Genomic DNA, 13171 nt, shown 5'->3' on the forward strand with positions numbered 1-13171 from the left:
CGGAAGCTCGCGTGGGACGCCTCACCGCCTTGCTGCGCCGCTCGTCCTCCGGACGGCGGACGCACGCGCCTAACCCCGCCGATATCGACCGGTTCATGCCGGCAGCGGACGCCATTGGCTCCGCCTGGCAACTGGGGGCACAGATCGGCCCCCTGATGGAGGAAAGCGCACCGACTGCGACCCTGCTTTCCGGCGACCAGCTCGCACGCCGCCTGGGTCAGGGTCTCGATTTCGAGCAGTTGCGCGTCTATCAGCCCGGCGAACCGTCAAGCCTGATCGACTGGCGCATATCGGCCCGTGCCCATGAACCGATGGTCCGCGTCTACCGCGAACCCGCGCAGCGCCAGTGCCATCTCATCATCGACACCAGCGCCAGCATGCACTTCGGCACCCGGCAGCAACTCAAGATCACCCAGGCCATCACGGTCGCCCACCTGCTTGCCGCCGCCGCCCTGCGCCAGGCCATGTCGGTGGCCCTGCACACCCCGGCCCTGCCGCAACGGCCCTCGGACGCACCCAGCACCGGACGGACGGCCCTCATGCACCGTCTGTCGACCCTAGCCGAATGGGCCGCCATCGGCGAGGCCAACCGGGAAACGGACGGCGACTGGGCCGGCTTTCGTCAACGGCTGTTGCGCTGCCTGCCCGACGGGCAGGTGATCGTCGTCATCAGCGACTTCCTCACCGAACCGGGCAACGAGCACGGCCCGCTGGTCTGGCTGCCGCTGGCCCAGCATCACCGCGTGCTGTTCGTCCAGATCGCGGACCCGGTCGAACGCGCGCTGCCGGATGTCGGATCGGTGGTCTTCGCCGGTAACCCGCCCCGCCGTATCGACACCCATCGGTCCGCCGAGCGCGAACGTCTGGCGCGCCTGTTCGAGGAACGGCGGATCACGCTCGAGGACACGGCCCGCGCTCTGGGCGGCTGGCATGCCCTGCTGTTCACCGATCAGGCCGTGCCCGATCTCGCCCGGCAGATCGCCGGGGCACAACGGGGGCAGGCCGTCACCGAGCCGGTCGCGAGCGACCGGAACGATCGGAATCGGACCAGCCCATGAGCACCGCATCATGAATCTGCCGCCGCTTCAGCATCCGCCCGGTCAGATACCGTCCACGGCCCCTCAGGGGCTGGTGGACATTCTGTGGCCGGAACCGGCGTCGATCACGCAACACCTCGGGGCGATCCTGACGCAACAGGGCCGGGATCACGGGGTTTGGTGGCTGGCCGCATCGGTACTGCTCATCCTGGCAGGGCTGCTGGTCTTCCGTGTCTGGCAGGACCGCCACGGCATCATCCTGCGTTGGCGCCTGCAGCGACTGCGTCGCCTGCTCGACCGGCCGCAAGCCAACAGGTACACGCCGGCACAGCTATCCGCCGCCGCGATGTGGGCGCTGGCCCGGTACTTCGGCATGCGGCCGGCCCTGCAACGCCCCCTTCTGCCCACGCACTGGCAACCGCTGGTCCGTCAGCTCGATGCCTTGCGTTTCGGCCCCGATTCGGCCGATGGCGCGGCGCTCCAGGGACTCCTGTGCACCATGCAGACCCTGAGTCGGCTACGCCGCCCGGAGGCATCATGCTGACGTTCGCCGCCCCGCTCTGGCTCCTCGCGCTGCTGCCGCTCCCCTGGGTCTGGCGCCAGATTCATCGTCGTTACGCCGCCCTGCCGGTCTCGCTGATGCTGCGCCACCCTGTGCTCGAACGGGAATCGGCACCGGAACAGCTGCCGCGTTCCGGCCGATGGGTACCCCTGCTCTGGACGCTGGCCCTGGCGGCACTGATCGGCGCGCTGAGCGGGCCGCAATGGCTTGGGGCCTGGATCAAACCACCGCCGCCCAGTCGCTCGATCCTGCTCCTGGTGGACGCCAGCCCCAGCATGAGCGCCAAGGACTTCCCCACCGGCGACGGACACTTCATCGCCCGGATGCAGGCCATGAAACAGGGGTTGATGCGCTTCATCAACGCGCGACCCCAGGATCGCTTCTCCCTGATCGTGGTCACGGACTCGGCGGGCAAACTCCTGCCGATGACGGGCGATCATCGCGCCCTCGCGTTCTGGATCCGGCAGTTGCGGGCCGGCGTCAACGGCAGCGCGACCGCGCTGGGGGATGGCCTGGCCCTGGCGATCCGCGACATGACGGCCCGCAGTCACGCCGGCCAGCAACCGCCGCTGCTGATCGTCTGGACCGACGGCTTCAGTACCGGCGGCATCATGACCCCGGCCGAAGCCCTGGCGCTGGCCCGCGCCAACAAGATCCACATCTATACCGTCAATCTGGCGCCCGCCGGCAGCGCACCGGACGAGGGGCAACCGACCCTGGCCGAACTGGCCGATCTGAGTGGCGGGCGCCCCATTCTCGCGGGCGATCTTGCCGCCATGAACCGGGTGACCGACACCATCGCCCAACGTGAAGTGGCTGTGGCGGGCACGCCCGCCGTTCATCACCGCACGCCGCTGTACGGCGGCTTCCTGATCCTTGCCGCCCTGTTGATGCTGTCGGCGGGCGGCCTCGATCTCCGCCTCCGGGGTGGAACATGACGACCGCGTTCATCCATTATTTGGCATGGCTGTTCGATGCGTTCGGGCTGGGCGACGTCGCGGCCTGGCTGGGACAGACGCCCATCGCCCTGCCCAGCCTGGCACAACCGCTGTGGCTGCTCATCCTCCTTCCGCCGCTGGGATTGTTGCTGTGGCATCGATGGCAGCGACAGCGGCTGATCCGCTATGCCGATCCGGGCCTGTCACCGTGGGCGATGACGCGCCTGAGTCGGAATCAGTCGCCGCGCCGGCGGCAGGCAACCCTATGGCTCCTGGGATTGTTCTGGCTGCTGCTTGCCCTGGGTCTGGCGGACCCCCGCGTGCCGAAAGCGGACGGTGCGGCCATGCAGGTGCAGCCGCCCATCCTGTTCGTCGTCGACGATTCGGCCGCAATGAGCGTCCAGGACGTCAGTCCCGATCGACTGTCCCGCAGCGTGCAGCTCATCCGGCTGCTCCTGCCGCAACTCGGCCAGCGCCGCCTGGGTCTCATGGTCTACGCGGACCAGGCCGGGCTGCTCCTCCCGCCGTCGATCGATCCGGATCTGCTGCGCTACTTCCTCGAGCAGATCCCGTCCCTCGCCCATCCGGTGGTCGCCCCACAGCCCGATCAGGCCTTCGACGTCGCCGCCGAGCTCAGCGACCTGAAGGGCGGCGCCATCGTCTGGCTCACCAGCGCCGATCAGGCGAGCTTCGTCGGCGCGGCCGGCAGCCGGCAACTGGCTGCCGCGGAACAGCTCAAACGGCATGGACTGCCGCTGTTCGCCATCAGCGAAGCCAGCGACGGCGGGCCCCTGATGGCCGAGGGACAACCCATCAAGGACAGTGAAGCCAACCCGATCATCAGCCGCCCCGCGCCCCAACGCGTCGAGGAATTGGCGCAGCTCACCGGGGGCGCGGCCATGTCGACCCGCACCCTGCCGGCCGATGCCGCCTTCCTGCTGGATCGGATCCGGCAGCTGCCCGATCTGCCCCCCCAAGGCCGGGCGCAGGACCAGACCCGATCGCTCCATGCGCTGCCTCTGTTGCTCGCCGTGCTCAGCCTGATCGGCGCCGGGCTGCTGGGTCTGCCGCGCGCATCCGGGCGAGCGACCGGCAGCACCGTGCCGAGTCTGCTGGCCCTGACCACCGCGCTGATCCTCGGCAGCAGCCTGCCGCCACCGGCCCAGGCCGCCGACGGCGCCGCAACGCTGTCGCGCCAGGACAATCGACAACAGCTGGCGCAGGGCAATCAGGCCATGGCCCAGGGAGACTTTGCCCGGGCACAGGTTCTGCTGTCCGGCGCCAAGGGATTCCCGGCGCGGCTCGGTACCGGCATCGCCGCCTATCGACGTGCCGACTACCCCTTCGCCGTCACCCAGTTCCAGATGGCCCTGTGGCTGGCGCAGGCACCGGCCGAGCGCGCGCTCGCCCTGTTCAACCTGGGCGATGCCCTGGTGATGACCGGTCGCTACGATGCCGCCTTCGATGCGTTCTCCGCCGTGCTCGCCATCCAGCCAGACAATGAAAACGCGAAGAAAAACCGGGATCTTGTCGACAAATTCAGGAAAAAGACCAGCAAGAACGAGCAGGACAGCCCGAAGTTCAAGGGGTATCAGGCAGCGACCTACGGCTATTACCACGAACCGAAGACCAGCAAGATGGACAAGGAGATCCAGCAAAGCAGCGGCGGGGTGAATGGTGCCGGGGCAGCGACACCCCAGGCCGCCAAGCCAACCGCCCCCTTTGCGCTCACCGAAGCGATCGGCGCCAGCGCACGCAAGAAACTGGATCTGGTGAACGATCAGCCGGCGCCGTTGCTGGACGGGCTCCTCCGCCAGCAGCCCTACCATGCACTCGATACCGGAGCGGCGCCATGAACGCCCCCATGGCCCGGCTGATCCGCGACCTGACTCTGGGCGCGCTGCTCGGGATCGCCGGCCTGGCGGCGGCCCAGGCCTTCGATATTCCGACACCCGCCAACCAGCCTTCGGCCCAGTCGTCGGCGATGACCGCCACGCAACCGCACACGCAGGGGCCCATCGTGCCTCTGCCGCCGACGGAGGATCTCGTCAGCGCGTCGGGTGCCGGAGAACTTCCGGAAGGCGTCACGGTAGAAACCGATATCGCCCCGACCGCGGGCGGCCTGCTGGTCCGCGCTCCGTTTCTGGTCACGCTGACCATTCTGGACCGGACGCGCTCGCTGACCGACCACCGCCTCCATCGACCGCACGGCGACGCGTTCGTGACCCGACGGATCAGCATCGACCAGAAGCTCGTCAACCTGAATGGCCGACTGGTCAACCGCTATGTGTACCGGTTCGCGGTCACCCCCCTGCAACCCGGCACCGCCGTGCTCTCGTTCGCCGAAATGACCTTCCGCACGGTCGGCAGCGGTGAAACGCCCTATACCTTCATGCCCGTGGCGCGTCAGCTGAGCATTCGTCCCCTGCCGGGCTACTGGCCGGAATACCTGCCGGTGGCGCCGAAACTGAGCATTCGGGCCGACGACCTGCCGCCGTTATCGGCCGGGCAACCCGTCGACTGGCATCTGCGCGTCACCGGCGAAGGCCTCACGGCCCAGGCCCTGCAGAAGATGCTGGACGAACAATTGCTCAGCCCCGCCCATCTGCGTGTGGGCACGCCCGAGATTCGGCTCGCCACCGACACCCCGGTCCCCGCGGACGACCTCCTGGCCGAGACCTACAGTATCCGCATCCCCCTGCTACCCGCGCCTGCGGGACAGGACACCACCGAAGCGAAACTCCCCGAACTGCGCCTGCCTTATCTGGACAGCCGCGCCGCAGAACCCGGCCAGCAGCTGCGCTACGCGGCGCTGGCCCCGCAAACCCTGCATTGGGCACCATCGACCGGGCAACGCGTGCTGGGCGGCATCGGTTATTGGTGGTGGCGCATCGGGGTGATGCTGCTGCTGGTTTATGCGGGTGCCTACGGCGTCCGCGATCTCCGGCGCCGCTGGGCGATCCGCCAACGCTACCGTGCGGCGCAGGCCCGACTGGCGGCTTGCGCCGATCCGCAGGCGCTGCTACGCACCCTGCGTCAGGAAACCGGGTTGCCCAGCGTGGGCCAGATGATCGACCGCGCGCCCAACCCGCGCTTCATGGCGGCGGTCAAGGCATTGGATCGGCTCTGTTATCGTCCCGAAAATGCCAGCCTCGACGCAACCGACAGCGCGCATGTGGCATTCCCGTCGGTGCGCGACGAACTCGTCCGTTGGCTACCCCGGGTCTTTTTCCAGGCAGTCGCCCCGGGGCATCGCCAAGGTCATCATTAGGGTCAGTACCAGGGTACGCACCAGGAATCTGGTCAAGAGTCTGGCCAGGAATCTGGCCAGGAATCTGGCTAGGAATCTGACGAGGAATAACGCCGGACCGGCGACGGATCAGCCGAGGGCTGCCAACCACTCGGCCATCAGCGCCGGGCTGACCGCCGCCACCGCCGATCGGGGGGCTAGGGCGAGTACCGCATCGGGTTCGTCCCGCGTCCCGTCCAGCTGCGCGGACTCGGCCCCGGCCTCCAGCGCGATCAACTGACCGGCAGCATAATCCCAGGGTTTCTGCTTGCCATGGACGTAGACCTGGGTTCGGCCCGCCGCCAGCCAGCACCAGTCCAGCGCGACCGAGCCGATCGAGCGCTGCGACCCGAAAGGCGCTTCGCTGGCGAGCCGACAGGCCAGGGGCTTGGGCAGCCGCTTGAAGTCCACCGTCGCCAGACAGCGGGCCAGCGGAATCGCCGGCAGCGGACGGACGTCCAGCCGGGAATCGTTCAGGAAGGCGCCGGCACCGCGCCGGGCATGGAAGAGTTCGTCCCGAACCGGATCGTAGACCAGCCCGGCCGCGACGCGCCCCCGGTCCAGCAGCACGAGCGTGAGGGAGAACACGGGAAATCCCGCCCGGAAGTTGCTGGTGCCGTCCAGAGGATCGACCACCCAGAGCGACTGCGTGCCCGCGAGGCAGGCCGCCCACGCCGCATCCTGCTCGGCCTCGCTCATCTCCTCGCCCAGAAACCCCACGCCGGGAAAGCGCTCGGCCAACCAGCCCTGCACGGCGGCCTGCACGGCATGGTCGACCGCCGTGACCCAGCTGCCGTCCGCCTTGGTCTCGACGGCTGTGGCGCCGGCCAACATGTGCTGCCGGGCGATGTCCCGCATCTGCGCCTGGATCGCCCGCCAATCGGTATCGTTCAACGTAAAAGCCGTCATCGCTGCCCCTGAAGTCCTGGTGTTTCCTGATCAGGGCGGAACGATAGCAAAGGCGGCCCGGGGGATCGAGCCGTCGGCCCCATTCCAGACAACCAAAATCCCGGGCGCTGTCGCGTCCGGGATTGGCGCCTCGGCAAGCAGTCGGTGGGTCAGAGACCGACGACAGGCTGGCCCTTGTTTTCCCAGGTGTAGATCGAACCGGCATACTCGCGGACGTGGTGCAGTCCCATGATGCGATTCAGGATGAACCAGGCACCGGCGGCATACTGTCCCGTATTGCAATACACGATGGCGGGCGACACCTTGCCGAGATGCAACGCACGAACCGCCGCATGGTAATGCGCGGCGTTCATGTACCGCCAGGAGCCATCCTCGGCCCGGAAATAGAGCGCCTCGGCAGGCAGCGCACGTGCGCCGCGAATGTGGCCCAATTCCGGAACAACCGGGCTTTTGGCAATCCCGATGAATTCGGAGAGGGGCCGGGCATCCAGAATCGACTCGTGGGACCGCTGCGCTGCCTTGACCTGCTTGGTGGTCGCGATCAGATCATGCCGTTCCTTGCCCGCCAGCCACTTGCTGGAATCCATGGGTACGATGGCATCGACCACCACGGGATACCCTGCCGCCAGCCAGGCGTGCGTGCCGCCGTTGAGAATGGCCACCTGATCGGCTGGCACGCCGAAGGTTTCGAGTTCGAGCGCAAGAAATGCGGCTTCCTGCAGCGAAATGGCATCGTCACCCGTCGGCGCGAGCACGATGGGCTTGCCGTTTTCCAGCACGGAAGTCCGCATCACGACCTGGAACTCTTCGGCCGTCGGGAACTGGAAGTCGAGTTTCTTGCCTTCCACCGTTCGCTTGACGCGCAACGCCCAGAAATTCACGGACAGAGCATCCGGAATATGGCCGCCACTCAGCTGCAGAACCTTCTTACCCTTGATGGTGATGTATTTCGGGTTGTCCATCAGACCGTCGAGATCGTCCCGGATATCGACGATCTGGACGGACTTGGCATGATCGTGCAGCCACTGCACGGTGACCAGGGGCCCGGGCAACACCGTCGATTCGGCAGCCCGAGCCTGCCCGATGCCCATCACCGTGGTCATCAACAGCATCAAGGGGATACCCCAGGGCATCCGGGTGGGTTTCTGATTCATGGCCGGCTCCTCACTTGTGTTTCGTTTTGAATGACGGCGGATGCGAACGATCCTCCGGAATCACTCTGTGACAAGTAAAAAGCGCACTCAACCAAATGTTTTTACTGGGCCAATCGAGGTCGTAAATAATATGAAATACTAATAAATAACCAGGAAACATTCTGTGTCCGGCACTGGGACGATCCGAAGAACCCAAATAAACAGGTTCAAGGACGAAGCGCCCTCGACAAATGACGGAACAGTCCAAGCTCATTGACCCAAGCTCATTGACCCAAGCTCATTGACCCAAGCTCATTGACCCAAGCTCATTGACCCAGGTTAATTGACCCAGGTTAATTGACCCAAGTTAGTTGATGAGAAACGAACGCACGACACGACGATCGGGCGGGCGCTGTCGGTTTTGCAGGATGGCCAGAAAGGCACGCACAATATTTTTCGTCGACCTATACTCCTCGCAACGCGCCCCGGATCCTGCATCTCGATAACACAGGACGCAGCCGACGCACGGAATCCCGACACCCCATCAACTCCCGGACAGTGAACACCATGGAACCGAGCGCACTCAGACTCCCCGTGTGGGGGCTATTCATCGGCCTCATCGTCGCCTTTCTGGAGGTCGCGCACTCGATTTTCATCCCGATCTTCTTCGCGATCTTCGCCGCTTTCATCCTGAGCCCGATCGTGCATTTTCTCCATCGATGGCACCTGCCACGCACCATCAGCAGCGCCCTGATCATCGTGCTCTTCACCGTCGGAATCGGTGCGCTGTTCAACTATCTGTCCGAACCCATCAGCGTCTGGATGGAGCGCCTACCCACGGAATTGAAGCATGTCGAGAAGAAGCTCATCGTCGTGCGTCATTCGATCCAGAACGTTCAGGAAACCACCGAAAAGATCGACGCCATCTCGTCGTCGGTGGGCGTACCCACCGCACGGAACAAGGTCGTCACGGTCAAACCGCCTTCCGTCCTGAATCGATTGCTGAACAACACACAGAGCTTTCTCGTGAGCCTGATTTCAACCGTGGTGCTGATCTACCTGCTGCTGGCCTTCGGAGAGGATCTGGCCAACACGGCACGCAACGTGTGGCGGAACACGGGTTATCAGGAAATATTCGTGCGCATCGCACAGGATGCGCGACGCAAGGTCAGTCATTACCTGCTGCTCATCACCGTCATCAATATCGGGCTGGGGGTCTGCGTGAGTCTGGTCATGTGGGTCACGGGGATGCCGAATCCCGTGATCTGGGGGATTTCGGCCACCATCCTGAACTACATCCCCTACATCGGTCCGGCCATCAACCTCGCCATCGTGCTGGCCGTCTCCCTGCTGACCTTCAACAACCTCGGGGCCGTCCTGCTGCCGCCGTCGCTGCTACTTCTGCTGAACATCATCGAAGGGCAGTTCATCCAGCCGATCTTTGCGGGGAAGATGTTCATCATCAACCCCATCCTGATCTTCGTATCGGTCCTGTTCTGGGGGTGGCTGTGGGGCGTCGCCGGGGTATTCCTGGCCGTACCGATCCTGATGGTCCTGAAAATCGCGGTCGACCACACCCGGCTCCACCGCACCCAGCTGCGCGGTGAAGCGGCGCTGACCGCGGACGAGTGACGCCGGTCCCTCAGACCCAGCTGTCGTCGTCCCCACCACCGAAGAATCCGTCCCCTAAGAATCCGTCGAATGGGCCACCGCCCGAATCATCGTCCGCGCTGTTCCCGAATCCCGGATCGAAACCGTCATCGTTCAGGCTCGCATACTGCGGGTCGATCGGATCGGCGGCAGGATCGTCGAAGCCATCGTTGGGCAAGTTGTTCGACCAACCGGCATCAGCCGTGTCCATCCCGGCCCCGTTCATATCAGTACCGTAGAAATTCTCGGTGATATTCGTGACCTCGGTCGGTTCCGCCATGCCGGACCAGTCATTGCCCCCCATGAATCCCTGACCGCCGCCCATCAGGTGCTCGATACCCTGGAACAGCAACGCCCCGCCGATCACGCCCGTCGCCGTCGCCGCGGCCGTACCCAGAAACGAGCCGCCACCCAACCCGCGGCCGGCAGGCGCGGCAGCCACCGATGGGCCTGCGGTCGGCTGCGCCGATGTCTGGGCGGCCGCAGGAGAGATGGCCTGGCCATAGACATTGGTCGCGCCCGTCGAAGACGAACCGAGAAAGCTGCCACCGGCCGGCGATGCGGGCGCATTCCGCTCCAGTTCGCCGATGCGCGCCTGCGCGCTCTGCAGCGCCTGTTCGAGCAGCAGGTGCCGCTGCACAAGGAGATAGGCGATGTCCGGTCGCTGGGCCAATGCCTGATGGATCAGCCGATCGGCTTCCGCATCCTTGGCCTGCGACGCCAGTTCAGCGGCCGCCTGGTCCAGATTGCGGAGCAGGGTCGTCAACAGGGTCTGTTCTTGCGCGTTCATGGTTGCCCTCACATGCGAGTCATCGTGGTTCCTTTGAGTTCGATCTGCCCGGTACGGTTCCCCGAGGCAGGACGAATCTTGGCAGACACCCTGCACTCATGCGATATCCGACCCAATCCTGCAAAAGATAGGTAGCCAATCTATAATAATTCTCCCTGGTTCCGAACCACCCCGCGACCCATCCGAGCGAAATCATGACAACGCCGACCACTCATTCCGCTGCGCCCGCCGCCCCGGCCATCCCGACCCAGTACCGGATCCTCGGTGCGATCAGCGTGTCGCATTTTCTCAACGATCTGATGCAATCGCTGATGATCTCGATCTACCCCCTGTTCAAGAGCAATTTCTCGCTCAGCTTCGCCCAGATCGGCCTGATCACCCTGTGCTTTCAGTTGACGGCGGCGATTCTCCAGCCGCTGATCGGCAACGCCATCGATCGACGCCCGATGCCCTATTCGCTGGTCATGGGCATGGGCTTCACGTTCAGCGGTCTGTTCCTGCTGGCGTTCGCGCCGAATTACGGGTTCATCCTGGGCGGCGCTGCCCTGGTGGGGATCGGTTCGTCGGTCTTCCACCCCGAATCCTCGCGCGTCGCCCGCATGGCGGCTGGCGCGCGCCCCGGTCTCGCCCAGTCGATCTTTCAGGTGGGCGGTAACGCGGGTAACGCGGCCGGCCCGTTGTTGGCAGCATTGATCGTGATTCCCCACGGCCAGTCGAGTATCGCCTGGTTCACGGTGGCCGCTCTGATCGCCATGGTCGTCCTGTTCCAGGTGGGCAAATGGGCGGCCCAGCAGCATCGCAAGCCGAAGGCCAAACGCCTTCTGCCGCCGCCCGACCTTTCCCGGACATTGCGGTTATGGGTGCTGGCCGCCCTGCTGATCCTGATGTTCTCGAAATTCCTCTACCTGGCGAGCATGAACAACTACCTGACGTTCTACCTGATGCACCGGTTCAGCCTGCCGGTCCAGGAAGCGCAGCTGCATCTGTTCCTCCTGCTGTTTGCCGTGGCGGCCGGCACCCTGCTCGGCGGGCCGATCGGCGACAAGATCGGCCGCCAGCGGGTGATCTGGCTGTCGATTCTCGGGGTCGCCCCTTTCACCCTGCTGCTGCCGCACGTGGGTCTGATGGCGCAATCGGGTCTGCTGCTGGTGATCGGATTCGTGCTTGCCTCGGCCTTCCCGGCCATGGTGGTCTATGCACAGGAACTCTTCCCGGAACGGGTCGGTGCGGTTTCCGGGCTGTTCTTCGGTTTCGCCTTCGGCACGGCGGGGATCGGCGCGGCACTGCTCGGCCATTTTGCCGACCATTACGGCATCGACACGCTGATTCTGGACTGCGGTTTTCTGCCGCTGATCGGGGTGATCGCGCTCTTCCTGCCCGACCTGCGGGCCAAGGCGGCCCCCCAGAGCACCTGAAGCCAGAGCACCTGAAGCCAGAACATCAGTACCCAGAACGCCTGCGGCAAGCGCCGGACACGCCACACTCTGGGGCTAGGCGCCCGGAAGAAACCCGTTGACCGGGATGCGCCCCTGCGCATCCGTTGTCCCCAGTAGCCCCAATTGCTGCCGCAAGGCCGGGCTGGCTGCAGACGTGGGTTGCAGCCAGCCCGTCACCCGGATGTGCTGCGGATCGTGGATGTTGCCCTTGAGATCGAGCTGTCCCAGCAACGGGGCATTCGAGGTGGCCTCGGGCGTGACGCGACCGGACAGTCGCCCGCCATCGGCCAGCGTGGTGGACAAGGTCAGGGTGCCCAGGGTCAGTGGTTCCGTCGTGGTCAGCTGCGCATCCGTCCAACGCAGGCTGAGCGAACCGGATTCGGGCATCAGGCCCTGCTGCATGCGTCGCAGATATACCGCCCCACGCCCATCGAACCGACCGCCCATCGGCCAGGCCGTGACGAGGCGCATCGCATCGCCCGCCCAGCGCGCCGTCAGTCCGTCGATCGCCACGCCGGACCAGCCCGGCGACACGTCCGCCGAGGCAGACACGCCATCCCCCTGAACGCGGATCCGCCAATCCAGTCGGCCGTGCCAGAGCGCGGCGGGACGGAAGCGCGCGGTCACCGCCCACGCATCCCCCTGCGGCAGGTTCAGGCGCCATTGGCCCTGCCAGATCGTCCCCGACACCGGTGTCAGGGTCATGTTCCCCGGCAGCATGCCGGCCGGAACACGAACCAGCCCTGCCGGAGCGGTCAGGATCAACGACACCCCCCAGCTCAGCAGGAACACCCCGATCAGCAGCGCCACGCCCAGCCAGCCGAATGCGCCGGACCGTCGAGCGGCCCCGGCGCCCGTCGCCACCGTCATGATTCGTTGGCCCGGCTCAGGACCAGCGAGGCATCCACCCGACCCGCGGGATGCGCGGCATCGCCATTCTGTGGCGTGATGTCGGCCCGCAGCACGGAGAGGCCCGCCGCGTGTGCCTGCATCAGCCACTGAACCAAGGTCTCGAACGGAACCGCCGCAAATTTCAGTTGTACGCGATCGTCACCGTCCGGCTGACGCTGGATCAACGCATCCTGAATGCCCATCTTCCGCGCTGCCTGCTCGACCCAAAGCATCGGCGGCAGGTTTGTGCCGGACTGCGGTGCAGCCACTGGCGTCGCCCGACTCAGGACCCCCCGTGCCCGGGCACTGAACTGCGCCAGATCCTGGGCGGCCGCCAGCCGGGCGGATTCCCGCTGCGCCGCCTGCTGAATGGGGGTCCAGACGAACTGATAACCCAACATCAGCACCACGGCCACGGCCGCCAGCAACAGCGTTCGCCGCTCCTGGGCCGATCGCTGCTGCCAAAAATCGTCGATCCGCGCGCGCAGCGCGGTCATGGAACCATTCATATGCCTATCCCGTGCAGGGGCCATTTG

12 protein-coding genes are annotated in these 13171 nt (G+C 65.5%); 7 read left to right on the forward strand and 5 right to left on the reverse strand.

Annotated features, from left to right (window positions below):
- Nucleotides 1-11 precede the first annotated feature (11 nt).
- From A9404_RS08470 to A9404_RS08490, 5 genes are read left to right on the forward strand one after another with little or no spacing between them, the layout of a single operon-like run.
- Nucleotides 12-1058: a DUF58 domain-containing protein gene (locus tag A9404_RS08470; protein WP_066100216.1), complete on the forward strand. Its 1047-nt coding sequence runs from the start codon at nt 12-14 to the stop codon at nt 1056-1058.
- A 10-nt stretch (nt 1059-1068) separates the two neighbouring features.
- The gene (locus A9404_RS08475; protein ID WP_066100218.1) at nt 1069-1581 is read left to right on the forward strand and encodes a hypothetical protein; all 513 of its coding nucleotides are present in this window, start codon (nt 1069-1071) and stop codon (nt 1579-1581) included.
- On the forward strand, nt 1575-2537 hold the full coding sequence (locus A9404_RS08480; protein ID WP_066100221.1) for a VWA domain-containing protein: 963 nt from the start codon (nt 1575-1577) through the stop codon (nt 2535-2537). The genes A9404_RS08475 and A9404_RS08480 overlap by 7 nt, the downstream gene beginning before the upstream one ends.
- The gene (locus A9404_RS08485; protein WP_066100225.1) at nt 2534-4393 is read left to right on the forward strand and encodes a VWA domain-containing protein; all 1860 of its coding nucleotides are present in this window, start codon (nt 2534-2536) and stop codon (nt 4391-4393) included. Before A9404_RS08480 ends, A9404_RS08485 begins: the two co-directional genes overlap by 4 nt.
- Entirely contained in the window at nt 4390-5808 is a 1419-nt protein-coding gene (locus tag A9404_RS08490) for a hypothetical protein (RefSeq protein ID WP_156521293.1), read from the forward strand. Before A9404_RS08485 ends, A9404_RS08490 begins: the two co-directional genes overlap by 4 nt.
- Before the next feature lie 108 nt (nt 5809-5916).
- Here A9404_RS08490 and A9404_RS08495 read toward each other — a convergent pair whose 3' ends face one another.
- Nucleotides 5917-6735 carry an inositol monophosphatase family protein gene (locus tag A9404_RS08495; protein ID WP_066100230.1) on the reverse strand — a complete coding sequence of 273 codons (819 nt, stop codon included), beginning with the start codon at nt 6733-6735 and terminating at the stop codon, nt 5917-5919.
- 149 nt (nt 6736-6884) lie between these two features.
- Nucleotides 6885-7889: a sulfurtransferase gene (locus tag A9404_RS08500; RefSeq protein ID WP_197490314.1), complete on the reverse strand. Its 1005-nt coding sequence runs from the start codon at nt 7887-7889 to the stop codon at nt 6885-6887.
- A gap of 546 nt (nt 7890-8435) precedes the next feature.
- On the opposite strand from A9404_RS08500, the gene A9404_RS08505 reads away from it, so the two are divergent.
- Nucleotides 8436-9500: an AI-2E family transporter gene (locus tag A9404_RS08505; RefSeq protein WP_082922849.1), complete on the forward strand. Its 1065-nt coding sequence runs from the start codon at nt 8436-8438 to the stop codon at nt 9498-9500.
- A 10-nt stretch (nt 9501-9510) separates the two neighbouring features.
- On the opposite strand, the gene A9404_RS08510 is transcribed toward A9404_RS08505, so the two are convergent.
- A complete protein-coding gene (locus A9404_RS08510; RefSeq protein WP_066100236.1) occupies nt 9511-10308 on the reverse strand; it encodes a DUF2076 domain-containing protein in 798 nt (265 codons plus the stop codon).
- A 194-nt stretch (nt 10309-10502) separates the two neighbouring features.
- Here A9404_RS08510 and A9404_RS08515 point away from each other — a divergent pair, with 194 nt between their 5' ends.
- Nucleotides 10503-11723 carry an MFS transporter gene (locus tag A9404_RS08515; protein ID WP_197490315.1) on the forward strand — a complete coding sequence of 407 codons (1221 nt, stop codon included), beginning with the start codon at nt 10503-10505 and terminating at the stop codon, nt 11721-11723.
- Nucleotides 11724-11798: 75 nt separating this feature from the next.
- Here A9404_RS08515 and gspN read toward each other — a convergent pair whose 3' ends face one another.
- Nucleotides 11799-12614 (reverse strand): type II secretion system protein N, encoded by an 816-nt coding sequence (gene gspN / locus A9404_RS08520; protein ID WP_066100242.1) that lies wholly within the window; start codon nt 12612-12614, stop codon nt 11799-11801.
- Complete coding sequence (gene gspM, locus A9404_RS08525) at nt 12611-13144, reverse strand: type II secretion system protein GspM (protein ID WP_066100245.1); 534 nt, start codon at nt 13142-13144, stop codon at nt 12611-12613. Before gspM ends, gspN begins: the two co-directional genes overlap by 4 nt.
- Nucleotides 13145-13171 lie beyond the last annotated feature (27 nt).

The organism is Halothiobacillus diazotrophicus, assembly GCF_001663815.1.
In the GTDB taxonomy this organism is placed as follows: Bacteria; Pseudomonadota; Gammaproteobacteria; order Halothiobacillales; family Halothiobacillaceae; genus Halothiobacillus; species Halothiobacillus diazotrophicus.

Excerpts from the sequence above, each read along its gene's own strand:
- A9404_RS08475 (WP_066100218.1), top strand. The coding sequence starts at position 1,069 with ATGAATCTGCCGCCGCTTCAGCATCCGCCCGGTCAGATACCGTCCACG.
- A9404_RS08480 (WP_066100221.1), top strand. The coding sequence starts at position 1,575 with ATGCTGACGTTCGCCGCCCCGCTCTGGCTCCTCGCGCTGCTGCCGCTC.
- A9404_RS08485 (WP_066100225.1), top strand. The coding sequence starts at position 2,534 with ATGACGACCGCGTTCATCCATTATTTGGCATGGCTGTTCGATGCGTTC.
- A9404_RS08490 (WP_156521293.1), top strand. The coding sequence starts at position 4,390 with ATGAACGCCCCCATGGCCCGGCTGATCCGCGACCTGACTCTGGGCGCG.
- A9404_RS08495 (WP_066100230.1), bottom strand. The coding sequence starts at position 6,735 with ATGACGGCTTTTACGTTGAACGATACCGATTGGCGGGCGATCCAGGCG.
- A9404_RS08500 (WP_197490314.1), bottom strand. The coding sequence starts at position 7,889 with ATGAATCAGAAACCCACCCGGATGCCCTGGGGTATCCCCTTGATGCTG.
- A9404_RS08505 (WP_082922849.1), top strand. The coding sequence starts at position 8,436 with ATGGAACCGAGCGCACTCAGACTCCCCGTGTGGGGGCTATTCATCGGC.
- A9404_RS08510 (WP_066100236.1), bottom strand. The coding sequence starts at position 10,308 with ATGAACGCGCAAGAACAGACCCTGTTGACGACCCTGCTCCGCAATCTG.
- A9404_RS08515 (WP_197490315.1), top strand. The coding sequence starts at position 10,503 with ATGACAACGCCGACCACTCATTCCGCTGCGCCCGCCGCCCCGGCCATC.
- gspN (WP_066100242.1), bottom strand. The coding sequence starts at position 12,614 with ATGACGGTGGCGACGGGCGCCGGGGCCGCTCGACGGTCCGGCGCATTC.
- gspM (WP_066100245.1), bottom strand. The coding sequence starts at position 13,144 with ATGAATGGTTCCATGACCGCGCTGCGCGCGCGGATCGACGATTTTTGG.